The organism is Desulfacinum infernum DSM 9756 (assembly GCF_900129305.1).
In the GTDB taxonomy this organism is placed as follows: domain Bacteria; phylum Desulfobacterota; class Syntrophobacteria; order Syntrophobacterales; family DSM-9756; genus Desulfacinum; species Desulfacinum infernum.
Window position 1 is genome coordinate 19,207 of the sequence record NZ_FQVB01000029.1, and the last position, 23,155, is coordinate 42,361.

General features: G+C 60.2%; 18 protein-coding genes and 1 pseudogene. 13 read left to right on the plus strand and 6 right to left on the minus strand.

The features are described from left to right. Positions 1-94 precede the first annotated feature (94 nt). From rfbB to BUB04_RS13695, 5 genes are all read left to right on the plus strand, one after another. Positions 95-1,177 carry a dTDP-glucose 4,6-dehydratase gene (gene rfbB, locus BUB04_RS13680; protein WP_073040455.1) on the plus strand — a complete coding sequence of 361 codons (1,083 nt, stop codon included), beginning with the start codon at positions 95-97 and terminating at the stop codon, positions 1,175-1,177. A 39-nt stretch (positions 1,178-1,216) separates the two neighbouring features. After that, a complete protein-coding gene (locus BUB04_RS13685) occupies positions 1,217-2,320 on the plus strand; it encodes a glucose-1-phosphate thymidylyltransferase (protein WP_218588470.1) in 1,104 nt (367 codons plus the stop codon). 267 nt (positions 2,321-2,587) lie between these two features. Continuing rightward, positions 2,588-2,758 carry a hypothetical protein gene (locus tag BUB04_RS19410; RefSeq protein WP_178371994.1) on the plus strand — a complete coding sequence of 57 codons (171 nt, stop codon included), beginning with the start codon at positions 2,588-2,590 and terminating at the stop codon, positions 2,756-2,758. Positions 2,759-3,103: 345 nt separating this feature from the next. Next, positions 3,104-3,307 (plus strand): hypothetical protein, encoded by a 204-nt coding sequence (locus tag BUB04_RS13690; protein ID WP_073040456.1) that lies wholly within the window; start codon positions 3,104-3,106, stop codon positions 3,305-3,307. 258 nt (positions 3,308-3,565) lie between these two features. Beyond that, positions 3,566-4,924, plus strand: coding sequence for a phosphomannomutase/phosphoglucomutase (locus BUB04_RS13695; RefSeq protein WP_073040517.1), 1,359 nt, complete (start codon positions 3,566-3,568; stop codon positions 4,922-4,924). A 666-nt stretch (positions 4,925-5,590) separates the two neighbouring features. On the opposite strand, the gene BUB04_RS13700 is transcribed toward BUB04_RS13695, so the two are convergent. Beyond that, positions 5,591-6,904 (minus strand): nucleotide sugar dehydrogenase, encoded by a 1,314-nt coding sequence (locus tag BUB04_RS13700; RefSeq protein ID WP_073040458.1) that lies wholly within the window; start codon positions 6,902-6,904, stop codon positions 5,591-5,593. A 122-nt stretch (positions 6,905-7,026) separates the two neighbouring features. On the opposite strand from BUB04_RS13700, the gene BUB04_RS13705 reads away from it, so the two are divergent. The 4 genes and pseudogenes from BUB04_RS13705 to BUB04_RS13720 all read left to right on the plus strand — a co-directional run bounded on the left by BUB04_RS13705 (position 7,027) and on the right by BUB04_RS13720 (position 12,968). Beyond that, the gene (locus tag BUB04_RS13705) at positions 7,027-7,995 is read left to right on the plus strand and encodes an NAD-dependent epimerase/dehydratase family protein (protein WP_218588471.1); all 969 of its coding nucleotides are present in this window, start codon (positions 7,027-7,029) and stop codon (positions 7,993-7,995) included. A 151-nt stretch (positions 7,996-8,146) separates the two neighbouring features. Beyond that, a pseudogene (locus tag BUB04_RS20315) lies at positions 8,147-8,701 on the plus strand (superoxide dismutase); the annotation flags it as partial. 551 nt (positions 8,702-9,252) lie between these two features. Next, a complete protein-coding gene (locus BUB04_RS13715) occupies positions 9,253-11,844 on the plus strand; it encodes a [protein-PII] uridylyltransferase family protein (RefSeq protein WP_073040464.1) in 2,592 nt (863 codons plus the stop codon). Positions 11,845-11,948: 104 nt separating this feature from the next. Beyond that, entirely contained in the window at positions 11,949-12,968 is a 1,020-nt protein-coding gene (locus BUB04_RS13720) for a J domain-containing protein (RefSeq protein ID WP_073040466.1), read from the plus strand. 301 nt (positions 12,969-13,269) lie between these two features. Here BUB04_RS13720 and BUB04_RS13725 read toward each other — a convergent pair whose 3' ends face one another. From BUB04_RS13725 to BUB04_RS13745, 5 genes are all read right to left on the minus strand, one after another. Next, complete coding sequence (locus BUB04_RS13725) at positions 13,270-14,817, minus strand: methyl-accepting chemotaxis protein (protein ID WP_073040468.1); 1,548 nt, start codon at positions 14,815-14,817, stop codon at positions 13,270-13,272. A gap of 20 nt (positions 14,818-14,837) precedes the next feature. Then, positions 14,838-15,305 (minus strand): cytochrome c family protein, encoded by a 468-nt coding sequence (locus tag BUB04_RS13730; protein ID WP_073040470.1) that lies wholly within the window; start codon positions 15,303-15,305, stop codon positions 14,838-14,840. A gap of 223 nt (positions 15,306-15,528) precedes the next feature. Continuing rightward, positions 15,529-16,485, minus strand: a complete 957-nt coding sequence (meaB, locus tag BUB04_RS13735) for a methylmalonyl Co-A mutase-associated GTPase MeaB (RefSeq protein WP_073040472.1) — start codon at positions 16,483-16,485, stop codon at positions 15,529-15,531. A 135-nt stretch (positions 16,486-16,620) separates the two neighbouring features. Then, entirely contained in the window at positions 16,621-17,040 is a 420-nt protein-coding gene (locus BUB04_RS13740) for a cobalamin B12-binding domain-containing protein (RefSeq protein ID WP_073040474.1), read from the minus strand. A 107-nt stretch (positions 17,041-17,147) separates the two neighbouring features. After that, complete coding sequence (locus tag BUB04_RS13745; RefSeq protein ID WP_073040518.1) at positions 17,148-18,836, minus strand: acyl-CoA mutase large subunit family protein; 1,689 nt, start codon at positions 18,834-18,836, stop codon at positions 17,148-17,150. A 1,222-nt stretch (positions 18,837-20,058) separates the two neighbouring features. Here BUB04_RS13745 and BUB04_RS13750 point away from each other — a divergent pair. The 4 genes from BUB04_RS13750 (at position 20,059) to BUB04_RS13765 (ending at position 23,113) form a co-directional block, all read left to right on the plus strand. Next, complete coding sequence (locus tag BUB04_RS13750) at positions 20,059-20,295, plus strand: hypothetical protein (protein ID WP_073040476.1); 237 nt, start codon at positions 20,059-20,061, stop codon at positions 20,293-20,295. Positions 20,296-20,305: 10 nt separating this feature from the next. Beyond that, positions 20,306-21,901, plus strand: a complete 1,596-nt coding sequence (locus BUB04_RS13755) for a sodium:solute symporter family protein (protein ID WP_073040478.1) — start codon at positions 20,306-20,308, stop codon at positions 21,899-21,901. A gap of 61 nt (positions 21,902-21,962) precedes the next feature. Further along, positions 21,963-22,193 (plus strand): hypothetical protein, encoded by a 231-nt coding sequence (locus BUB04_RS13760; RefSeq protein WP_073040480.1) that lies wholly within the window; start codon positions 21,963-21,965, stop codon positions 22,191-22,193. After that, complete coding sequence (locus BUB04_RS13765) at positions 22,190-23,113, plus strand: hypothetical protein (protein ID WP_073040482.1); 924 nt, start codon at positions 22,190-22,192, stop codon at positions 23,111-23,113. The genes BUB04_RS13760 and BUB04_RS13765 overlap by 4 nt, the downstream gene beginning before the upstream one ends. Positions 23,114-23,155 lie beyond the last annotated feature (42 nt).

The window sequence follows — 23,155 nt, forward strand, 5'->3', positions numbered from 1 at the left end:
AACGGGCAAAATGGGTGCGTGAGGGCTGCGCGGGAGGCGGTCCGGCGGTTGCCGCGTCCTGCGCGACGCCCTTTGCAAATTCGGAGGTTCCTGGATGAAAACCTGGATGGTAACGGGCGGAGCCGGCTTCATCGGCTCCAACTTCGTGCACATGGTCCGCCGAAGGCAGCTGGCCCGGGTGGTGAACCTGGACAAGCTCACCTATGCGGGGCACCTGGAGTCCCTGGAAGGGCTCGAAGACGACCGGGACCACATCTTCGTCAAGGGCGACATCGGAAACCAGGAGCTGGTGCTCTATCTTCTCGCCACCCACAAGGTGTCGGCCGTGATCAACTTTGCGGCCGAATCCCACGTGGACCGATCCATCGACGGTCCGGGCGATTTCATCCAAACCAACGTGGTGGGCACTTTTCGGTTGCTGGATGCGGCGCGCCATTACTGGAATGTTCTGCCGGATGAGGAAAAGGCGCGATTCCGGTTCCTGCACGTATCCACGGATGAAGTGTACGGATCGTTGGGCCCCGAAGGCTCTTTTACGGAAGAAACGCCCTATGCCCCCAACTCCCCCTACTCGGCTTCCAAGGCGGCGTCGGACCATCTGGTGCGGGCCTACCGGGAAACGTACGGCCTGCCCACGCTGACCACCAACTGTTCCAACAACTACGGGCCGTACCAATACCCGGAAAAACTCATCCCCCTCATGATCCTCAATGCCCTGGAAGGAAAGCCGCTGCCCGTCTACGGAGACGGCCTCAACGTGCGGGACTGGCTCTACGTGCTGGATCATTGCGAAGCCATCGTGCGGGTGCTGGAGGCGGGACGGCCCGGAGAGACCTACAACATCGGCGGTCACAACGAAATGACCAACCTGGAGGTGGTCCGCACCCTGTGCCGCTGCCTGGAAGAAGAGGTGCCGGCTGCGTCCAATCCCGCCATGGACGGGAAGGGAGCCTACGAGGACCTCATCACCCACGTGCCGGACCGCCCCGGTCACGACCGAAGGTATGCCATCGATGCTTCCAAGATCGAACGGGAACTGGGATGGCGGCCCAAGGAGACGTTTCTCAGCGGCATTCGGAAAACGGTTCGATGGTACCTGGACAACCGGGACTGGTGCCGGCGGGTGACCGAAGGGATCTACGATCGCGGGCGACTGGGAACCGGGTCAGCGCGCTGAGATCCGCCGCGCCCTGGCCGAATAAGGAGATACAAACGGATGGACGTGAACCCCAAGAATTCGGATATGAAAGCTTTGGTTCTTTCGGGCGGCTCGGGTACCCGGCTTCGCCCCCTCACCTACACGGGCGCCAAGCAGCTGGTTCCCGTGGCCAACAAGCCGATTCTCTTCTATGTGCTGGAAAACATCGCGGCGGCCGGTATCCGCCAGGTGGGAATCGTCATCTCTCCGGAAACGGGCCAGGAAGTCATGGAGGCCGTGGGAAACGGTTCCCGGTGGAACGTGGCCGTGGAATACATCCTCCAGGAACGCCCCCTGGGACTGGCCCACGCCGTGCTGACCGCCAAGGAATACCTGGGCGATTCCCCCTTTCTCATGTATCTGGGAGACAACCTGATCGGATGCCGGGTGACCGATCAGGTGGAGGCGTTTCTGAAGGATGCGTCTCTTTCGGCATCCATTTTCCTCAAGGCCGTGGCCAACCCACGGGCCTTCGGGGTGGCCGTCGTGGACGGGGACGGAAGGGTGGTGGACCTGGTGGAAAAACCGGAAACTCCCCCTTCGGACCTGGCCCTGGTGGGCATCTATCTTTTTCGCCCGGAAATCTTCGAGGCCATCGACAACATCCAGCCTTCCGCCCGCGGGGAACTGGAGATCACCGACGCCATCTCCTGGCTCATTCGAAATGGCCGCAAGGTGCAGAGTCACACCATTGACACCTGGTGGCTGGACACCGGCAAGAAGGACGACCTTCTCCTGGCCAACGATACGGTCATGGACGACTGGCTTCGCAGCCGCGTGGACGGGACCATCGACGCCGAAAGCCGGGTGACGGGGCGGGTGCACATCGAGGAAGGGGCCCGACTGATCCGGTCCGTCGTGCGGGGCCCGGTGATCATCGGCCGGGGCGCCCGGCTGGTGGAGGCGACCGTGGGGCCCTTTACGGCCATCGGCCCGGGCGTGGTGATCGAGCGATCCACCGTGGACCACTCCGTGATCATGGAAGGCTGTCATATCCGGGACATCGCCCGGCTGGAAAATTCCGTATTGGGGCGCCGGGTCCGGGTTCGCCCCACCAGCACCCACCACGACACCATCAGTCTCATGGTGGGGGACGACTGTGTCATCGAGGTGAAAAAGTAGGTGCCTCTTGACAGGTGGATGAAGAGGCGGTATGTTGGCATTGATCTTGGTAAGTATGCTTGGTGAATCCTGATAGATGGTTGGAGATCGGTTTTTCATGGACGACCCGAGTAGTAGTCGGAAGATCCAAAAGAAAGCGAGCCTGATTCCGTTCGGGGTGAGGTGGATTCCGCCTTCCATGGGGGATGAACCCTGACGAGCGACGCCCTTTAGGCGGCAATTCGACCCCGAGCATGGCTCGGGGTTTTTTTATGCCAAGGAAAGGGGGTGATTCCATTGAAGACGGTGGTGATCAAGGGCCGAAATCGACAGGATGCCCGAAAGAAGATGCTCAGTTTTTATTTCAGCCATCGGGATCAGTTCGAGTGCACCATGAAGGATTTCCTCAAGCGGTGCAGCGTGGATCCCAGCGGCAGGGTGATTCTCTACAAGGAGTAAAAGATGGATCCCAGCGATTCATGGCCTGAACACGGCCGGTTTGAATGAGAAGGGGTTGGAGCACGAAAGGCTGCAACCCCTTTTTTCATGCCCGCCCTTTATTGTCTTCCGGAATCCCCCATGCCCTCCTTTTTCCCGGCTTGTTGCCGGGCGAAGCATCTTCCTTCGCCGTGAAACAAAAATCGTCTTTCCGCAGCCGATTTTTCCATGCCCTGCGCAATAGGAATTGACCTTGGGCGCCTTGTTTGCTAAATGTATCACAAGCTTGAGCAGCCATGAGGCCTGATCCAGGCTTGAGATGTGCCGAAGGAAGGCTCGGAAGCCATCAACCGGGAGGAGGCGTCCATGTGGGGCATCGATTTTCTGTGCGCGACACTCAAACGTAGCGTTTCCAGCATGTTGCCGTGGGACATACCTTGGTATGATCCAAGCCATGCGGTCTTTTTTACCGCCCTCTATGGGGCTCTTACGGTGATCGGGCTGGGAGTGCTGATCGCGGTGGTGATGACCTTGAAGCATCTCAAGGAGGGCAACGGGGATCACCACTGAGGAGGTCCCGGGCCCCCCGGCGGCCGATACGGGATCTCCCACCTAAGCCGGATCTGATTTTCAGGATCTTCAGGGTTTGTCGATCTTTCCAAGAGGCGGCGCTTTGAGCCGCCTTTTTTGTTGATTCCCTCCGCAGCCGCGGACCATAATGATTCATGCGGCATGGGCGATGCCGCCTCGCCATCCCGGAACCTCTCTCATCTGAGCGTATCGGTAGTGCATCTGACCCGGGTGTTCCTGGAGAAAGGAGGAATCGACGTGGATCCGAGAACCTTTCGCGAGTACGATATTCGAGGCTTGGTGGACAAGGAAATCCATGATCAAGACGTGGTTTTGCTGGGAAAAGCCTTCGGGACCTACATGGCGGATCAGGGCAAGAGCCGGATCGTGGTGGGGCGCGACTGCCGGTTGAGCTCCAACAAGTATCGGGATCTCCTGATGGAAGGGCTGCTGTCCACCGGGATGGACGTGGTGGATGTGGGGGTGTGCCCGACGCCGCTGCTCTACTTCGCGATCCGCCATTTGGATCGGGAAGGCGGCGTGATGATCACCGCAAGCCACAACCCGCCGGAATATAACGGCTTCAAGATCTGCAACGGCTACGACACCATTTCCGGCGCCGAGATCCAAAAGCTGAAGGCGGTGATGGATGCCGGCCAGTTTGCGGCCGGTTCCGGTTCGGTTTCGTCTTACGACATCGTCTCGCCGTACATGGATTATGTGGCCGGCAATATCCGCCTGAACCGGCCCCTTCGGGTGGGCGTGGACGCCGGCAATGCGGTGGGAGGGCCCGTGGCCGTTCCGCTCCTGGAACGTTTGGGCTGCACCGTTTATCCCATCTACTGCGACATGGACGGCACCTTCCCCAATCATGAGCCGGATCCCACCGTCCTGGAGAACCTGAGGGATTTGATCGACCTGGTTCGCCGTGAAAAACTGGACGTGGGAGTGGCCTACGACGGGGACTGCGACCGCCTGGGGGTGGTGGACCACGAGGGCAACGTGGTTTACGGAGACAAGCTCATGATCATCTTCGCCCGGGAAATCCTTTCCCGGAAGCCCGGGGCGGTGTTCATCTCCGAGGTCAAATGTTCCAAGACCCTTTATGACGATATCGAAAAGCACGGGGGCAAGGCCATCATGTGGCGCACCGGCCATTCCCTCATCAAGGCCAAGATGAAGGAGGTGGGGGCGGATCTGGCCGGCGAGATGAGCGGTCACATGTTCTTCAAGGACCGCTACTTCGGCTTCGATGACGGCATCTATGCCTCCTGCCGCCTTCTGGAAATCCTGGCCAATTCCGGAAAAACCATTCCTGAACTCCTGGAGGGAGTGCCCAAGACCGTGACCACGCCGGAGATCCGCGTGGATTGCCCCGACGATGAAAAGTTCACCGTGGTGGAAAAGGCGGTGGCCTATTTCAAGCGGGAAGGCTACCACGTCATCGACGTGGACGGGGCTCGGATCGTCTTTCCGGACGGATGGGGGCTGGTGCGGGCTTCCAACACCCAGCCCGTTCTGGTGCTTCGCTACGAGGCGGAAACGGAAGAGCGCCTGAAGGAGATCCAGGATCTCATCGAAGGCACCATCGAAAAGATCAAGGCCGGCGCCATCTGAGCCCGATCCGGGAGTCCGAAAGTTGTCGGGGCGAACCCTGATTCGCCCCCATCCCTCCCCTGGGAGCTTGTCTGACAACGGTAGATTTGCGCCGTTCAACGCCCATTCGTCATCCCCGCGGAAGTGGGGATCCAGAATGTTCAGTGGGTTATGGGCTCCTGCTTGCGCGGGAGCGACGGTTTGCGGAGTTCTCGGACAGCCTCCTGGGAGCTTGTCTTAAAATGCCTAGGGGTGAGCGCATTTCTCGTAGCGCAGCCCTCTAGGGCTGCGGAGGAATCCCCGGGCGTCGGATGGCCCATCGGGTATGACCGGTCACCTCATTGGGTTACGGTGGCCCCTTTCCGCGGGGCTGAAGCCCCGCGGCTACGAAAGAAGTCGTGTCCCTTGGCGATTGATGAGGAAAACCTGAATTGGACGGTTCTTTCTCATGGACAGGTCCTGACGGGCGGGCATAAAGCCCGCCCCTACAAAAAGCCCCGGACCCATTGGGTAGGGGCGGGGTTTATCCCCGCCCGCTAATCACGCAGTGTAAGAGACACCCGAAGAAAAAACCGCTCAGATTAGGGAAAAACCCGTTTCGGACAAGCTCCCAGGGCGCAGGGCTTTGTCCTGCGACCGGCCGGCCCCCCCTCGCCCCATCCCGCATCACGAATTACGGATCACGGATCACGCCTTGACGATCTTTTCCCGCCCCTCCTGCACGTTCTTGGTGGCGTTTCTCGTGTCGATCACCAGGGTGGCATGCTTCACGATCCAGGGGTAGTCGTAGGCGCTGTGATCGGTGAGGATGACCACGGCGTCCATGGCCCCCAGCGTTTCCTCCGTGAGCTCTGTCGATTCCAGCTGAAAGGCGTGCTTGCGGCCGGGCTTCAGCTTGGGGATGTGCGGGTCGTTGTAGTGGATGAGGGCGCCGCGCTTCTCCAGAAGCTCCATGATGGCATAAGACGGGGACTCCCGGTCGTCATCGATGTCCTTCTTGTAGGCGACTCCCAGAACCAGGATCTTGGATCCCTTGAGACACTTGCCCTGCTCATTGAGCGCCTCCATGATCCTTTCCAGAACGTAGTAGGGCATGGACACGTTTACTTCGCCGGCCAGTTGGATGAAGCGGGTGGCGAAGTCGTATTCCCGGGCCTTCCAGGAGAGATAGAACGGGTCGATGGGGATACAGTGTCCTCCCAGGCCCGGACCGGGATAGAAGGGGGTGAACCCGAAGGGTTTGGTGGAGGCCGCTTCGATCACTTCCCAGATATCGATTCCCATGCGCAGGGCAAGAACCTTCAATTCGTTGACGAGAGCGATGTTGACACTGCGGTAGATGTTTTCCAGCAGCTTGGTGAGTTCGGCAACGCGCGTGCTGGATACCGGCACCACGCGGGTGACGGCGTGGGCGTAAAGGGCCTTGGCGCATTCCAGGCACGGGGGGGTCACGCCCCCCACCACCTTGGGGATGTTTCCCGTGTGGTAGTTGGGGTTTCCCGGGTCTTCCCGTTCCGGGGAAAAGGCGAGGAAGAAGTCTTTTCCCACACGGAGTCCCGTCTTTTCCAGTTCCGGAAGCATGAGCTCTTCCGTGGTCCCGGGATAGGTGGTGCTTTCCAGGACCACCAGTTGCCCGGGTCTCAGGTGTTTTGCTATGGTCTTCGTGGTGCTTTCGATGAACCTCAGGTCCGGTTCCATCTTGTCGGTAAGCGGCGTGGGTACGCAGATGATGATGCAGTCGGCTTCCCGGAGTTTTTCGAAGCTGATGGTCACGTCCAGTTGGCCGGCGTCCAGGAAGCGCTGGATCGGTTCGATGGGAATGTGGCGGATGTAGCTTTTGCCGTGCAGCAGGGCGTTGATCTTGGCGCTGTCCACATCGAAGCCCATGAGGGGGAAACCCGCCTCTCCGAATCGAATGAGCAGGGGCAGGCCCACGTAGCCCAGCCCGATGATGCCGACGGTGGCTTGCTTTTCTTGGATCTTCCGGAGCAGTTCGTTCATCGTGTGTCGCCTCCAGGAAAACAGAACATGGTCCAACGGATCATGGTGTGCAATTGAGTGCATTCTGCCAGCGGGGGGATGAAAGAGCAATGCCAAAAGAGGGATCAGGGAACGGGACTTGCGTGGTGACGGGAGCCGCGGGTTTTGTGGGCAGCCACCTCTGCCGGCGTCTCTTGGATTTGGGATGCCGCGTGATCGGTGTGGACAACTTCTTTTCCGGACATCGGGATAACATGCAGGAGTTCCAGGACCATCCGCGCTTTTTCTTCCACGAGCGCTCCGTGACGGAGAGGAACCTGCTCTCGGACCTGGCGGTGGACTACGGCCCTCCCTCCGTGATCTTTCACCTGGCGGCCATTGTGAGTGTTCCCTATTCCGTGGAGCATCCGCAAGAAACTCGCGAGGTCAACTACCTGGCCACGGTCCGGCTGTTGGAGGAAGCCCGTAACCTGGGCTGCTCCCGGTTCGTTTTTGCAGGATCGGCCGCGGAATACGGAAACGACATGCGGCTTCCTTTGAAGGAGGCCTATGCCGGAGGCGAAACCTCCTGGCTCAGCCCCTACGGAGAGGCCAAGTACCGGTCGTCCAAGGCCGTGGGCGCTTGTGGCTATGGGCCGCGGGGGGTGGCGCTTCGGTGCTTCAATATCTACGGGCCCCGGCAGGATCCATCCAGCCCCTACAGTGGCGTGATTTCGCGCTTTGCGGAACTGGCCGTTCAGGGCGAGCCACTCACCATTTTCGGGGACGGCCGACAGACCCGGGATTTCGTCTATGTTTCCGACGTGGTGGAGGCCTACTGCCGGGCGGCGGGGTTGGATCCTTCCGCACCGAAGGTTCCTGCCGGCATCTACAACGTGGGGTCCGGAACCCGCACGTCCGTCCTGGAGCTGGCCCGCCTGATTCTGAACTTGACAGAACGCGGGGAATCCATCAGGTTTTACCCAGAGCGTCCAGGCGACATCCGCCACAGCGTGGCTTCCATCGACGCCATCCAGGCGGCCATGGCCTGGCGTCCCCACATCTCTTTGGAAGAGGGTCTCAGAAGAACACTCCGTTGGATGCAAGGCCGGAGGGCGGTGAAACCCGCCTGAGGCGATGGCGTGACACAAGGAGGAAGCCGTGAAGAAGAAGCTTTTCATCTGTTTGGTGCTCTTGGCTGTCGCGGCGATCGTGGTCACCTGCAAGGATTCGGAAAAGGGGGCCAAACTGGGTTCCAGTCGGGCCCTGCAGCCGTATCAGGCCATGGACTTCAGTCACCTGCTGGGCATGGAGGGGTTCAGCGAAGCCCTGCTCAACACCCACTTCGCCCTCTACAAGGGATACGTGGCCAACACCAACGATCTCCTGGAAAAGATCCGGTCCTACGCCAAGTCCGGCCGCACCGATACGCCGGAATATGCGGAACTGAAACGCCGGCTGGGCTTTGAATTCAACGGCATGAAACTCCATGAGCTCTATTTCGGAAACCTGGGCGGCGCCGGCGTTCTGCCCGAAGACAACGCCCTCTATGATGCCATCGAGGAAAATTTCGGATCCTTCGAAAACTGGAAGAAGGACTTTACGGCCACGGGCAAAATGCGCGGGATCGGCTGGGTGATTCTCTACCAGGATCCCGCCACCGGGAGGCTCGTCAATACGTGGATCAACGAACATGAAACGGGGCATCTCACCGGATGCGTTCCCCTGGTGGTCCTGGACGTGTTTGAGCATGCCTACCTGACCGACTACGGCCTGGACCGTGCCGCCTACATGGACGCTTTCTTCAAGAACCTGGACTGGAAGGCGGTGCTGGAACGGTTCGGCGTGGAAGTGCCCGAAGGGGCCATTCCGGAAAAACCCAAAACGGTGGAAAAGGAGAAATCGGCGGAGAAAGAAGCTCCTCCCCCCGCTTCCACCACCAAGGAAGAACACCACGGCGGTGAATCGTCCGCCGAAAAAGCAGTAAGAACTCATGAAGGTAAGACCGGACAATCGGGTCACGCTTAGGAGGCTGCCCGAGAACTGCTCAAACCGTCACTCCCGCGCAGGCGGGAGTCCATAAGTTGCCGGAAATCCTGGATCCCCGCTTCCGCGGGGATGACGGATGGACGTTGGAAGGGGCAAATGAGCCATTTTCAGACAAGCTCGCTTAGGAGCTTGTCTGAAAAAGCTGGGGATCGGCGATTTTCTCGTAGCGCAGCCCTGCAGGGCTGGCTGCGCGAGAACCGGTCACCTTGACATTTGGTTGTGATGACGAGGACGGAGGCGTCACTCCCACGTCCTGCCGAGCTCCTAACCCTACCCGCCCGGGCGGCACCTCCAGGTGACCGGGCGGGCTTTTTCATCCGCCTCTCGTGGAAAGGTGAGCCATGGAAAACATTGTGGAATCTCTGAAACGCCAGCGGGAACAGATCCTTCAGAGCGCCGATGAGGGGATGCTTCGTCGGCACATGAGCCTTCTCGAGATCGCCATCATCTCCCTCCACAACCGGCTGGTCAACCGGATGGCGCCCGATTCGGAAAGGTTTCGCTCCAGCGGCGCCATTGCGGCCTTGGGGGCCCTGGGGCGCGGCTTTCTGGGACCTCGGGACACGGTGTCGCTCCTGTGGCTTCGAGCGGAAACCTTCCCCTGGGGGGAAGGGTGGCAGGAAGACATCCTGGACCCGCTTCGGGAAGCGGGCTGGGATGTGGAGATGCGCGTGGCATCCATTCCCGAAGTCCTGGAGGAGGCGGAAAAGGATAAGGACCTCTTCTTCCAGTTGATGGAAGCCCGTTACCTGTCCGGAAACAGGCAGCTGGTGAACGAACTGGACTACTCCCTGGACGATTTCGTGGCCCGCAACCAGGAGCGGCTCTTTTCGCACCTCTATGAAGGCCTCCGTCGCCGTCAGACACGCCTTTCCCAGCCGGAAAACTGGCTGGAACCGGACCTCCTGGAAAGCCCCGGCGGGCTGAACGATATCGACACCATCCGTTTCGCCGCCAGGGTGTTGCTGGGAGTGCGGTGCGTGGAGGATGCCATCTTCCAGGGGTATCTCACGCGCTGGGAAGCCGACCGCCTGGAGACGGCGGAAAAGAGCCAGCGGAAATGGCTAGGGCTATTGCGCGCCCTGAAGGGGGGCAAGGAGTCCGTCCTGGATTTCGACGTGCAGGAGACGTTGGCCGAAAAGCTGGGTTATTCCGGCCGCTCAGGCTTTCTGCCGGTGGAAACCTTCATGCAGGAAGTGCATCAGACCTTCCACGACGTCTTTTGCGTCTCTTCCGAATTTTGCGAACGCCTCCAGGAGACCGGAAAGCTGGCCGAGGTGCCCATGGAGGGCCCGTCCTTCACCCTGGAGGACGGCCTTTCGGTGGTGCACGGGAGGATCCAGGTGGACCCTTCCAGGTATCAGCCCACGGCGTCCAATGTCCTGCGGCTGTTTGTCCTGGCTGCTGAACATCAACTGGGGTTTTCCAGTTCCACGCGCCGGTGGATCCTGCATCACAAGAACGTGGTGGATTCCGCCTCCGAGGACGAAGGGGTGCGGGACGCCTTCCTGGACCTGCTCCGCAAGGACGGCCCGGGCATTGCCTCTCTTCGCCGTTTTTCCAATTACGGTCTGCTTCGGGCCCTCATCCCCGAAACGGCCCTGGTTCATGGGCTGGTCCAGCACGATGCCTTCCACGTCTATCCGGTCCATGAGCACCACCTGCGCACCCTGCGGGAAATCAAGCGCATCCTCCGGGGAGATTATGAGGACGAAGAACCGGAGGTGACCCGCCTTGCCAGGAGTTTGCCGGACGTGACCTGGCTCTATCTGGCCGCTCTATTGCACGACATCGGCAAACACGCGGGAAGAGACCACGCCCGGCACGGGGCCGATATGTTCCCCGTGATCGCGCAAAGGCTGGGGCTGGAAAAGGCGGGTACCGAGACGGTGGCCTTTCTCATCCGCCATCACCTGCTTCTCATGGACACGGCCGCCATGCGGGATCTGGGGGACATGGAGATGCTGCTCCAGTGCGCCCGCATCATCGGGGAACCCGACCGCCTCCAGCAGCTCCTGGTGCTCACCATGGCCGACATGATGGCCACGGGCCCCAAGGCGCAGCAGAAATGGCAGGAGACGCCGGTTCACGACCTCTACGAACGGCTGCTCTATCTGCTGGAAAAGGGCGAGCCCAGCGAAGAAGTGCTGGCGGATCGGGTGGAGAGGATCAAGGACGTGGTCTTTGCCCAGGTGGCGGACGTGGTGGACCGGATGCGGTTGGAAGAGCATTTCGCCCAGTTGCCGCCTCGATATCTGCTGTCCATCGACCCGGAAGAGATGGCAGCACACCTGCGCCTGGAAATGCGCCTGGGCGGGGAGCCGGACGCCTTCGTTTGGGACGTGCGCGAGGAAAACGGGACGGTGGCCATCACGGTGGTGAGTCGCGAGATGCCGGGACTTCTGGCGCGTGCGGCGGGCATTTTGACCCTGCACCACCTGGATATCCGGGACGCGCGGGTCTTCACCAAGAAGAACGGCGTGGTGCTTCTCCTCTTCCGGTGTCTTCAGGAGGAAAATGCCGATGCTTTGGCGGTGGACTGGAGCCGGGTGCAGGAGGATATGGGTCGGCTTCTGGAAGGAAAATTGGCCCTGGATTACCGGATCTCGGCCCATGCGGCCGCCATGGGACGGCGGGCGGCCGCGTCTTCCCCCAAATCGGCCAGTCAGGTGTACGTGGATAACGAATCCGCTCGGGAATACACCATCGTGGAGGTCTACACGGCGGACCGGCCGGGATTGCTCTATGCCATCACCCGCACCCTTTTGGAGCTTCACCTGCGGATCTATGTAGCCAAGATCACCACCAAGGTGGATCAGGTGGCGGACATCTTTTATGTGAAAAATCATCGCGGTGAAAAGATGACGGACCCGGAACAGATCGAAGAGCTCCGCCGGGCGCTTCTCTTTTGGCTGGACGGCCCGTCCCTGTGATTCATCGCCTTGCCCGATGGGGAAAAGAGATTAAGTTGATCTAGAGACGGCATTGGTGGATGGAGATCCCATGGGGAGCACCGTGAAGGGGCCGAGGAGTTCTCTTGTACATTCGCTACGTTCGATACCGGGGTGCAGCCCGTTACGTGCTGAGGACCTCCTACTGGGACGGAACCTGCTACAGGTGTCGGGACATCCTGGACCTGGGGGATGACCCCGAGGCCTACATCGTCTATGTGGGCGGAAACGGCTTCTACTTCCGCCCGGAAGTGGAAGAGGCGCTGGCGGAGCGGGGGATCGAATGGGAAACGGAGGACTTGGAACGGGCCTTTCTTCCCTACCTGGATCCCCACATCCGAAGGATCATTGAAAACTTCACGTTTTCGCCATCCCGGAAGGCGAGGCCCGGTGGGGGCCGACGGAAGGCCGCCGATCGGCAGGACCATCTTCACCCCTTCGACAAGCGACGCATGCACTTTCTTCGGTGCGGCCGCATCGACATGGGCAACCTGGAAGGACGGCCCTGGAAGTTTCTAAACATCCTCCTGGGGAAAAGTCGCGACGAAATGGAACATGTCATCGAAGGCATGGAAGCGGACCTTCGGCCCCACGAGAGGCGAAGCTACCTTTTTACGGCCCTGGAACTGCAAAAGTATTTCCCCCATCACCTGCTCAAGAACAACCCCGCCGCCCTGGATCCGGAGAAGGTGGACGGGTGTTTTCTGGAGGAAATCTGCCGGCTCAATGAAAGCCGCCGGTTCTTCGCCGGTGTGGACGACCACGATCCCCGAAGGCTCCATCCCTACCTGGTCAAGTACGTGATCATGTACTTCGATCATTCCTTTGCGCCCGGATCTTTTCTGGACGAGATGCTCCGCGATTTCATCTGGAACCGCCAGTTTCGGTTCCCCGGCGGCCCGCCTAAGGCGTCCATGCCGGAAAAGGAGGCGTGTTCCTGCCTGGGAATCAGCGAGGCGGAGTACCGGGCCATGAGCCCGGAGGCCCTGGCCCGTTGTTACAAGCGCTGCGCCAAGAAGCATCATCCCGACGCGGGAGGCGACCACGAAACCTTCATTCGCATGACCGAGGCCTACGAGGTCCTGGCCCGCCGCAAGGGCCGGTAACGGACGTTGGGAAACGGCTGCAGCATCCTTCGCCCCCATGTTTCAGGTGCGGGGCCAGAGATCGCGTTTCATATAGACCCCAAAAAGGCGACTCACGTCTCCGGTTTCTTTGTCACCGCAGGATAGCCGGGCGGGGCTAAACCCCGCCCCTCCCCAAAAGGTTGACTCGCTTTCGTAGGTGCGGGCTTTACGCCCGCCCGGCTGCACCGCACGATAGGAAAGAAACGGCTATCTCGCCATGAATTCAAAAGATACCTTCCAAGTGGGTTCGTTTGGCGAAAAAGACATTTAGCCCTTTATTTCATCCCCTTGTGCGATGAGGGTCGGCGAGATCCCGGCCCGGAAGGAGCGCCAGGGGTGAGCTGATCCCGCTTTGTTCCCCGTTGGTTCTGAAAAAGTCCATCATCTGGGTGAGCTGGTCCGTGACCGTGGTGAAACTCTGAATCACCTGTTCCAGCTCGTGCATGGCTCGGCTGATCTGTTCCACCCCCAAAGACTGTTCCTGGCCGGATGCGGCCACGTCCTTGATGAGTTGACTCACCTTGCGCGCTTGGATGGCCACCTCCCGGTACGCCGCATCGGTTTTCTGGACCAGGGCGCGGCCTTCCTGGGTTTTGATCTGGGCCGTGCGAATGAGATCACCGGTGGATTTGGCTGCTTCCGAGGCGCGGCGGGCCAGGCCGCGCACCTCGTCGGCCACCACGGCGAAGCCCTGGCCGGCTTCTCCCGCCCGGGCCGCTTCCACCGCCGCGTTGAGGGCCAGAAGATTCGTCTGGAAGGCGATTTCGTCGATGTCCTTGATGATGCCCGCCATGGTTTCCGTGGTGGCCACAATCTGGTCGAACGAGGCCATACAATCCTTCATGACCTTGTTGGCTTGCACCAGTTTCTCGTCGTTGTCCCGCATCATGGAGTCGGCTTGGGCGCATTTGTCCGCCCCTTGGCGGATCATGGAAGTAATCTCCTCCAGGGAGGCGGACGTCTCCTCGATGGAGGCCGCCTGGGAGCTGGTGCCCTCGCTGACCCGGACGGCCGTCTCACGGGCCTGGCGGAGGGTATCGCGGAAATTTTGGGACAACTGATTGACGGAGTCGGCCAGCTGTCCCAGTTCGTCCCGACTTCGGTGTTTGATCTCCACGGTGAGATCGCCTTCGGCCAGGCGCCGAATGGCGCCCACGATGCGTTCCAGTGGGCGGGTGACAAAGAAGGAGAGAATGAGAACCAATGCCCCGGCCAGGACCATCGTTCCGAGCAGGCTTCCCACGGCGCTCAAGGTGCGCATCTTGGCCAAGTGGGCGAAAAGGGGCGAGGCGTCCCGTCGGACCAGCAGGCCGCCGAGAACCTTTCGGGATGCTCCGTGGCAGTGGTAACAGGAGGGTTCATTGAGAATGGGGGTGACGACGGCAATTTTCGGGCCGCTTGGGGCCTCCTCCAAGGCGACCGTCTGCTCCACGCTCTGTCCCGACAGGGAACTTTCGATGTTCGTCAGAATGTTTCCGGAAAGACCCAGAGAACGCAGATCGCTTCTCAGCTGATCTTCTCGTGTGGCGTAGGTGACTTTGCCCACAAAGTCATAGATGTAGATGTCCAGGTCCTGGAACTTCGCTCCGATATCCATCAGTTGCTGTTCCAGGGCGCCCTCGGCCCCCGTGGCCATGGGGTGCTTGATGGAAGCGTAAACCGAATCGGCCAAGAGGCGCCCCGTTTCCAGGCCTTCTTGAAGGAGCCTCTCCCTCTGCATCCACCAGTTGGCTCCGGCTGCACCGAGAAAAACCACCAACACCGTGGAGGCCACGATCATCAAGACCTTGCCCTGAAGACTGAATAGCAATTGCCTGACTCGCTGCATGGAACCCCTCCCCGCCTCTTCTAGTGCGCACCGCTGCGGATCAGGGGTTGGAAGTTGAACGCGCGGACCCGTTCTTCGTTGTGGCATCGGCGGCAGTCTTGGATGGTCAGATCCCCTTGAATATGCTCCGGGTCCTCGGTTTCCACATGGAGGGATCCCGGGCCGTGGCAGGATTCGCAACCCAGGTCTTTCATGGTCGGAGTGGACACCGGGTCCACGAAGCCCCCGGGCTGCCCGAACCCGGTGGTGTGACAGCCGTAGCACTGCTGCAGCTCCTGAGGAGTGAGGCCGTCCTGGAGTTTTTCGATGCTTTGGAAGGAATGGTGCTTTTTGGAGTATTCGGTGAAGCGCCGGTACTCGGCCTCGTGGCATTGGGCGCACGTTTCGTTTCCCACGTAGCTCTTGGGGGCGTCCTGGGCATGGAGGGCGGCCCCTCCCCAACAGACCAGCACGGGCATTGCCGCGGCCAATAGAAGTCGTTTCAGCATGGCTCCTCCCTCTTCGCAAGCGACACGGAAGACACGGAAAGGGGCGTTCCATCCCGGGTGCACGGGACCTCACGCGGCTCCACTTCGAAGAATCGGCAGGGCACGCAAAAGACTTAAAGAATTTGTGCACAATTTGCAGCGATGGCTCAAGGCAGAAAAAGGTCCGCCCGCGGAGCAGGTCGCGCAGGCGGATATTACGGTGGGGGGGATCGACGGGAGGCGGTCAGCGCAGCTCACACTGCAGCAGGTCTTGCACGACGGTGTAGGGATCGGTCTCTTTGGCCGTGACCTTCCGGACCAATTCATCCAGGTTTTCACCCCGCGCTTCCATGCGGCGCAACAGCTCCCGCAGGGCTTCTTCGCGGAGGGTGTCCAAAAGCTGCATCTTGGCCCGCTTGGCCACCACCGCGTCCCATTGGCCCCGGTCGTTTTCGGTGAGAAACCGGCGGTGCTTTTCGATGGCGTCCATGAGCTCCGGGATGCCCCGGCCCTTGAGTGCCTCCGTTTCGATGATGGGCGGCTCCCAGCCTTCGTCGTCCCGGCGCCGCAGGCCCAGCTCAATGAGGTTCTTGAGCTCCCGGATGGTCTTTCTCGACCCTTCCCGGTCGGCCTTGTTCACCACGAAGATGTTGCCGATCTCCATGATGCCGGCCTTGATGGCCTGGATCTCGTCGCCCATGCCCGGGATGGTCACCAGAACGGTGGTGTGGGCGCAGTTGGCCACGTCCACCTCGTCCTGACCCACGCCCACCGTTTCCACCAAAATCACGTCCTTTCCCATGGCGTCCAGAACGGTGATCATGTCGTTGGTGGACTTGGTGAGTCCCCCGAAGTGGCCCCGGGTGGCCAGGCTGCGGATGAAGACGCCGCTGTCCGTGAAGTGGCGCTGCATCCGGATGCGGTCCCCCAGGATGGCGCCGCCGGTGAACGGGCTGGTGGGGTCGATGGCCAGGATCCCCACGGTGAGGCCCTGCTTGCGGTATTCCAGGGCCAGCTGGTCCACCAGGGTGCTTTTCCCCACCCCCGGAGACCCCGTGAAGCCGATGATGTAGGCCTTGCCCGTGTGCGGGTAGAGCTGCTTGAGGGCTTCGCGGGCCGAAGGAAGCTGGTCGTCGATGTCGCGAAGAAGCCGGGCGGTTGCGCGCACATCCCCGGCCAGGATCTGTTCCACAAGGTTCATTGTCCATACCTCTTGCCTAGAGCTTGTCCGACACTGGCTCTCCCGTCCCAGATACCGTGAATTCAGGATCTTTTCGCAGCCCTAAAGGGCTGCGCTACGAGAAAAGCGGCTATTTTGTCGTTTTCGGACACGCTCCTAAGCCACCATGGCCTTGCGCGGCTTGATGTGGGTGCGCACCCAGTTCACGATGTCTTCCAGTTTGGCGCCCGGCTCGAAAATCTCCTTGATGCCGATGGCCTTCAGCTTGGGAATGTCCTCCAAGGGAAAGATGCCGCCTCCGATGACCGCAATGTCTTCCGCGTTGTTTTCCTTGAGCAGTTCCATCACCCGGGGGAAGGAGTACCGGTGGGCCCCGGACAGGATGCTCAGCCCGATGAGGTCCACGTCCTCCTGGATGGCGGTGTTCACGATCTGCTCGGGCGTCTGGTGGCAGCCGGTGTAGATCACTTCAAAGCCCGCATCGCGAAAGGCCCGGGCGATCACGCGCGCCCCGCGATCATGTCCGTCCAAACCCGGTTTGGCGATCAATATGCGAAGTTTCCTTTCCTCGCTCATGGAAACCGTCCTCCTGTAAGATAACGTCGCTTGACAGATCTGGAATCCCCTTTTTAGTTCTCCTCTCCCCTGGAGCCCGACCTCGCCTGGGGGAGGGCCGTGGGGGCCTAGAAGGTGCCGGGGTCCGTGTAGGTCCCGAAGACCTCTCGATAGAGGTCGCAGCACTCCTGTTCCGTGGCGCCCGCCCGGACGGCGTCGATGAGGGCCGGCATCACGTTGTTTTCCCAGCACGGGGGGCCTTCGCAGCGCCGGCGCAGCTCGTCCATGGCCTTCTGGAGCTTGACCTTATCGCGCTTTTCCTTGAACTGCCGGGTGCGCTCGATCTGGAAGTTTTCCAGCTCGTCGTCGATCCGGAGTACGAACTCCAGCTCGGGCCGTTCGCTGGGGAACTTGTTGACGCCAATGATGATCTTCTCGCCCCTTTCCACCTGCTGTTGGAACTGGTAGGCCGCGTCGGCGATCTCCATCTGGGGGTAGTCCTTTTCGATGGCCGCCACCATGCCGCCCAGCTCATCCAGTTTGCGGATGTAGGCCATGGCCTCCTCTTCCATCTTGTCGGTGAGGGCCTCCACGAAGTAGGAGCCAGCCAGGGGGTCGATCACGTTCGCCACGCCCGTCTCGTCGGCGAGGATCTGCTGGGTGCGCAGCGCGATGCGCACGGCCTCCTCGCTGGGGATCATGTACACCTCGTCCAGGGAGTTGGTGTGCAGGGACTGGGTGCCGCCCAGAACGGCCGCCAGCGCCTCGGTGGTGGTTCGGATGATGTTGTTGTAGGGCTCCTGGGCCGTGAGCGAACAACCCGCCGTCTGGGTGTGGAACCGGCACAGCATGGATCGCGGCTTCTGGGCCTTGAAGCGCTCTTTCATGATCCGGGCCCACATGCGCCGGGCCGCGCGCATCTTGGCGATTTCTTCAAAGAAATCGATGTGGGAATTCCAGAAAAAGGAGAGGCGCCCGGCGAAGTCGTCCACCTTGAGGCCACGCTTGATGCACTCCTCCACGTAGGTGATGCCGTCGTAGATGGTGAAGGCCAGTTCCTGGACCGCCGTGGCCCCGGCTTCCCGGATGTGGTACCCGCTGATGCTGATGGTGTTCCAGCGGGGAACTTCGTAGGTGCCGAATTCCACCGTGTCCACCACCAGCCGGAGGCTCGGTTCCGGGGGCAGCATGAGGGTCTTCTGGGCGATGAACTCCTTGAGGCAGTCGTTTTGGATGGTGCCGCCCAGTTTCTTCCGGTCGTAGCCCTCGTTTTCCGCGTTGGCGATGTACATGGCCCAGATGACCGAGGCCGGCGGATTGATGGTCATGGAGGTGGTCACCTCTTCCAGGTTGATCCCGGCGAAGAGGCGCCGCATGTCGTCGATGGTGTCGATGGCCACGCCGCACTTCCCGCATTCGCCGCGGGCTACCGGCGCATCCGTGTCGTAGCCCATGAGCGTGGGGAAGTCGAAGGCGGTGCTGAGCCCCGTCTCGCCGTGTTCGATCAGGTAGTGGAAGCGCTTGTTTGTGTCCTCGGCCGTTCCCAGGCCGGCGAACATGCGCATGGTCCAGAGCCTCGCCCGGTACATGGTGGGCTGGACGCCCCGGGTAAAGGGATACTGGCCGGGAAAGCCCAGGTCCTCGAAGTAGTCCTTTTCCTTGATGTCCAGGGGCGTGTAGAGGGATTTCACCTCCATGTCGGAGACGGTGGAGAATCGTTCCAGCCGTTCGGGCAGGCGCTGAAGCGCCTTCTGGTATTCACCCAGCCAGTCCTGGTACTCCCTCTCCATTCTTTCCAGCTGAGATTCCGAAAACATGCCTTTTCCCATATCTCTTGCCCTCCTCACATGGTCCAAGCCGGAACCGGATGCAACCTGCGTTCAAGGCCGGCGTAAAAGAAGAAGGGCGCCTACGGGCGCCCGCCACATATCTTTCTGTTATCACACGGCAATAAAAAACACACAGCTCCCGCTCGTCGCACCGGGGAAAACGCAGGGGGTGGGCGTCTGGAAAGAGAGCTCCGTCTGATCTTCTCGTCTCCCCCGCATCTTGTGGAGCCACGCCGCGTAAGCTGTATATCCCATGGGCAAGACCGTGAGAACCGTTCCAACAAGAGACTGAGCAGTACGTTCGAGTCGGTCCAGAGTCGTGCGAGAACGTGATCCCTCAAGACAGATTCCGCAGGAACACGGAGCGGGAGAATGGGAGCTGGAGCAGGCAGCAAACTGAGGGTTTTCCGAACTTAAAAGAGGCTGTTGTGCGTTGTCAAACAAATTTTTTTTTGCTTGACCGGCTTTCCCGGGCTGTTGTAGGAGTGGCTTGAACTCGCTTCGCGTGCCCTGTTTTCGCTCTGCGCAAACTCTACTTCCATCTCCTGCGGTTTTTTCTCCTGCGCGCTCACACGGCCTTTTCGCCATCGCACCTGTGCACACCTACCCTCCGGGGCATGGGCGATTCCCTTCTCGCGGGCCGCCGTGGCGGTCGCAACCAAGTGCTGTGGGTTTGGGCAATCGTGAGGAAGCGGTGATTCCTGGCTCCCTATCGAAAAGTTTGATGGTGTTCCCTTTCGGATGGAAAGCGTCGCGCACATGCGACAACGATGCATGATAGGCGTTTGGAAGTCAGAGGCGGTAAAACCGCGAGGAAGCCTGGCCTTTCGCCTGAAACCGCGTTTCCCCGGCTGCGGAACCTTCTCTTCCCGTTTGGGAACGGATCGGCGGGAGTCGTTTTCTTGTGCCCGGAAGCGCCCCTTCGTTGTTCGGGTAACGACCTTTTGCCAATGGTTGAACAGCTCCAGTGGGTGCAGGCATTTCGGAGCCATGGGGGTTAGCGGTTTTGGAGGCATGTGATCCGGCGTGGTTCGGGCGCTGAGCGCTAAGGAAAGGAGGTGGTGGTCAAGAGGTTCTTTTCACGCGGTTTCAATCTTCTTGGAACACCGGACCGGACGGAGCACGAAAGAGGGGAAAGGAGGTGAGGGCACAACTCATGGCATAGGAATGGATCCACCGTTTGGAATCCTTAACGACTAGGAGGGTTGCCATGTTTAAGGGTTTACCGAAAGTCTTTTGGGCCGGCATGGGGCTTCTCTACGGCTGGTTCTTTCTCTTCTTCCTTCTGGAAATCACCGTTCCCGGCTTCCCGCTCAAGAAGTTCCTCGGCATACCCGGATGCTACCTCTACAACTGGATTCTCGCCCTGTGGGTTTTGAACATGATCGTGGCCGTCATTTTCTACCGCTCGGAAGAGACTCGCGAAGAGCGAAAAGCCAAGAAATGAGGAGGGGGAAATGGGAGCGAATCCGGTTGTTATCCTAGGTGCACTCATCTATTTTGCCATCATGATCGCCATTGGTTGGTATTCCAGGAAGGCGGCCCTGAACGCGTCCGACTATTACGTGGCGGGCCGTAAGGTGGGGCCCTTTGTCAATGGAGCCGCTCTGGCGTCCACGTACCTCAGTCCCGCCAGCTTCCTCGGTCTCCCGGCGTTCATCTTCCTGTTGGGCTATCCTTTCTGGTGGGCCCTCGTGGGGATCATCGGCGGCATGCCCATCGCCACGCTGCTGACGGCGGCGCCGCTTCGTAAGTATGCCCCCACCTCTTTCACTGACTATTATGCCGATCGCTATGACAGCAAGTGGCTGCGTCTGGTTGCCGGGATTCCCACGCTCATCGCCGGCATCGCCTACGTGACCCTGTCCATCGTGGGTACCGCCCTCTTCATGCTCGCCATCCTGAAGCTCAACTTCAATGTGTCCGTCGTCATCGCGGCCCTCGTGGTCTTCGTTTACGTTTACTGGGGCGGCATGGTGGCCACCACCTGGTCGGCGGCTTTTCAAGGGGTCACCATGGCCGTTGCGGCGGTGGTGGGCGCCATCTACACCATCGCCCATTTCGGGGGCATCAATGGCATGACGGAAGCGGTGCTGAGCATTTCCCCCAACTTCTTCAACACGCCCTACGCCAACGAGAAGGCCAGCCACGCCCTCATGGGCATGTGGACCGGCGTGGTGGGCTTCTACTACACGTGGCACTTCGGCTTTGCCGCCATGCCCTACACGGTGGTGCGCTTCTTCACGGCCCAGGACATCAAGTCCGCTCGTCGAAGCGTCTTCTGGGCCGTTTTCTTCGGTGGTGCCATGTACATGGGCCTGACCATCATCGGCACGGCGGCACGCACCCTCATCGAAACCCTGCATCCGTTCATGCAGGTGGAGGGGGTCAAGAACGCTGTGGACGTGCTCAAGCACATGAAGCAGGTCTACGGCGTGGGCGGTGCGGCGGTGACCGACTACTCCATGATCGCGGCCATGGAAGGTCTGAAGAGCCCCTTCCTGCTGGCGGTCATCTGTGCCGGCGGTTTGGCCATCGCCATGTCCACGGCGGCGGGCTGGACCATGGTACTCAATGTGCTTCTCGGCCGCGACCTGATCGGCAAGGTTTTCGGGAGCAACTGGCCGGAAGAAAAGCCGGTGCAGGTCACCCGCATCATGACCACTTTGGTCATCGTTATTTGTACTCTCATCGCGTTCAATCCGCCGGCGCTGGTGCTTGACATTTCGGGTGCGGCGTTCATAGTGATTCTCGCCTCCGTGGGTCCGCCGCTCATCCTGGGCATTTGGTGGCACCGGGCCAATACCACGGCGGCCGTCGCAAACATCCTGGTCATGACCTTCCTGTCCACCTACTCGTGGATGTATGCCAACACCAAGCTGGGAAGCGCCCACTGGTTCTTCCTGAGCAAAAAGGGAGGCATCGTCACGCCCCACCAGTTCTATTGGGTTTTCGTGGGATTCGTGTTCTTTATACTCATCAGTTTGATCACGAAGCCCAACAAGGATGAAATCGTGAAGAAATACTCTTACGATCTTCGACCTGAAAACTAGGAACCTTGGGGGCCGGGGCGCCGCCCCGGCCCCGGATCCGCAACCTGTGCGAGGATGATGCATGGACGACAAGAAGGCTTCCAAGCTTCAACATTGGGAGCGCCACTGGAGAAAGTGGTACCTGCTCTACTTCTACGTGGGCGTGGGGATCAATTTTCTGCTCTACTTCACCAAGCCCTACGGCTTTGATCCCAGTGGCAGTATCCTCTGGGGGTCCTTTTACGGTATCGGTATTCCTTTGAGCACCATGTTTGTCGGTGCGCACATCCATCGGAAGATCTGGGGAATATGACGGGGCAGCGGGCGTACATGCCTGAGCGGCGTCTGTTGTCAATCGTGGCCTGCATCTTCCTGGGGGTCTTGACCTGGGCCGGTCCCGTTCCCGCCGATGTGCTCTACGTTCACAGCGTGGAGGCCAACCGTTTTTGGACCGGCGAGGAAAAGGGAACTCTTCGAGTAGCCTACAGGCGGGACGCCGTCCTCTACGATCTCCAGAAGGCCTATACGGGAAGCTGGATGCAACGTCTTTTCGGTGAGGCCAAAAAGGAGAGGAGGTCCACACTCTTTTTGATCGACGCCGGAGAGATCCGCGATGTGGCCTGGGCAAGCGACAAGGCCTTCGTTTATCCGCTGGAGCGGGTGAAGGATGCGCAGTGGCTGCGGTCTCTGGTCCAGACGGTTCCGGAGGTGGAAGAGGTCGTTTCCCAGCGTTACGAGGTGCGTCCGCCTCGACTGACGGTGACCGAAACGCGGGAAGAACAGAGGGTCGAAGGCTACCCATGCCGGAAAGTGGTGGCGCATCTGCAGCTGGAAACCTTCGACCGAAAGAAGAACGCGGTGAGTATCACCGAGGTGCGGCAGGTGATGTGGTTGTCTCAGGATGTGCCGGGGGCGGCGGATCGCCTGGCCGCACGCCGGTCTCTTTCCCAGCGTCTGGGCTTGGATGCCGAGCGGCTGGGAAATTTGGGTTCCCTGCTGGAGTACTGGGAGGGGCCGCTGGATCCCATCCGCTCGGAGCTGGAAAAGGTTCACGGGTATCCCGTGAAGACCCGGGTGGAGGTGGATGCCCGATATGAGCCGCTGGATGGCAAGGGCAGGCGGGTGAAGAAGCGCATCAAGGAGGAGGCCCTGGTCTTGAAGGAGGTTCTTACGGAAATTCCCGAGAATTTTGCTGTCATTCCGTCTCACTTCAGTGTTGTTCGCGTTCGGTAATGTTTCTTGAGCAAACCTTTAGACCTTACGAGGGAGCGACTC

Bases quoted from the DNA above. Each gene is read 5' to 3' on its own strand.
- rfbB (WP_073040455.1), top strand. From the start codon at position 95: ATGAAAACCTGGATGGTAACGGGCGGAGCCGGCTTCATCGGCTCCAAC.
- BUB04_RS13685 (WP_218588470.1), top strand. From the start codon at position 1,217: ATGGACGTGAACCCCAAGAATTCGGATATGAAAGCTTTGGTTCTTTCG.
- BUB04_RS13690 (WP_073040456.1), top strand. From the start codon at position 3,104: ATGTGGGGCATCGATTTTCTGTGCGCGACACTCAAACGTAGCGTTTCC.
- BUB04_RS13700 (WP_073040458.1), bottom strand. From the start codon at position 6,904: ATGAACGAACTGCTCCGGAAGATCCAAGAAAAGCAAGCCACCGTCGGC.
- BUB04_RS13715 (WP_073040464.1), top strand. From the start codon at position 9,253: ATGGAAAACATTGTGGAATCTCTGAAACGCCAGCGGGAACAGATCCTT.
- BUB04_RS13725 (WP_073040468.1), bottom strand. From the start codon at position 14,817: ATGCAGCGAGTCAGGCAATTGCTATTCAGTCTTCAGGGCAAGGTCTTG.
- BUB04_RS13730 (WP_073040470.1), bottom strand. From the start codon at position 15,305: ATGCTGAAACGACTTCTATTGGCCGCGGCAATGCCCGTGCTGGTCTGT.
- meaB (WP_073040472.1), bottom strand. From the start codon at position 16,485: ATGAACCTTGTGGAACAGATCCTGGCCGGGGATGTGCGCGCAACCGCC.
- BUB04_RS13740 (WP_073040474.1), bottom strand. From the start codon at position 17,040: ATGAGCGAGGAAAGGAAACTTCGCATATTGATCGCCAAACCGGGTTTG.
- BUB04_RS13745 (WP_073040518.1), bottom strand. From the start codon at position 18,836: ATGTTTTCGGAATCTCAGCTGGAAAGAATGGAGAGGGAGTACCAGGAC.
- BUB04_RS13750 (WP_073040476.1), top strand. From the start codon at position 20,059: ATGTTTAAGGGTTTACCGAAAGTCTTTTGGGCCGGCATGGGGCTTCTC.
- BUB04_RS13755 (WP_073040478.1), top strand. From the start codon at position 20,306: ATGGGAGCGAATCCGGTTGTTATCCTAGGTGCACTCATCTATTTTGCC.
- BUB04_RS13760 (WP_073040480.1), top strand. From the start codon at position 21,963: ATGGACGACAAGAAGGCTTCCAAGCTTCAACATTGGGAGCGCCACTGG.
- BUB04_RS13765 (WP_073040482.1), top strand. From the start codon at position 22,190: ATGACGGGGCAGCGGGCGTACATGCCTGAGCGGCGTCTGTTGTCAATC.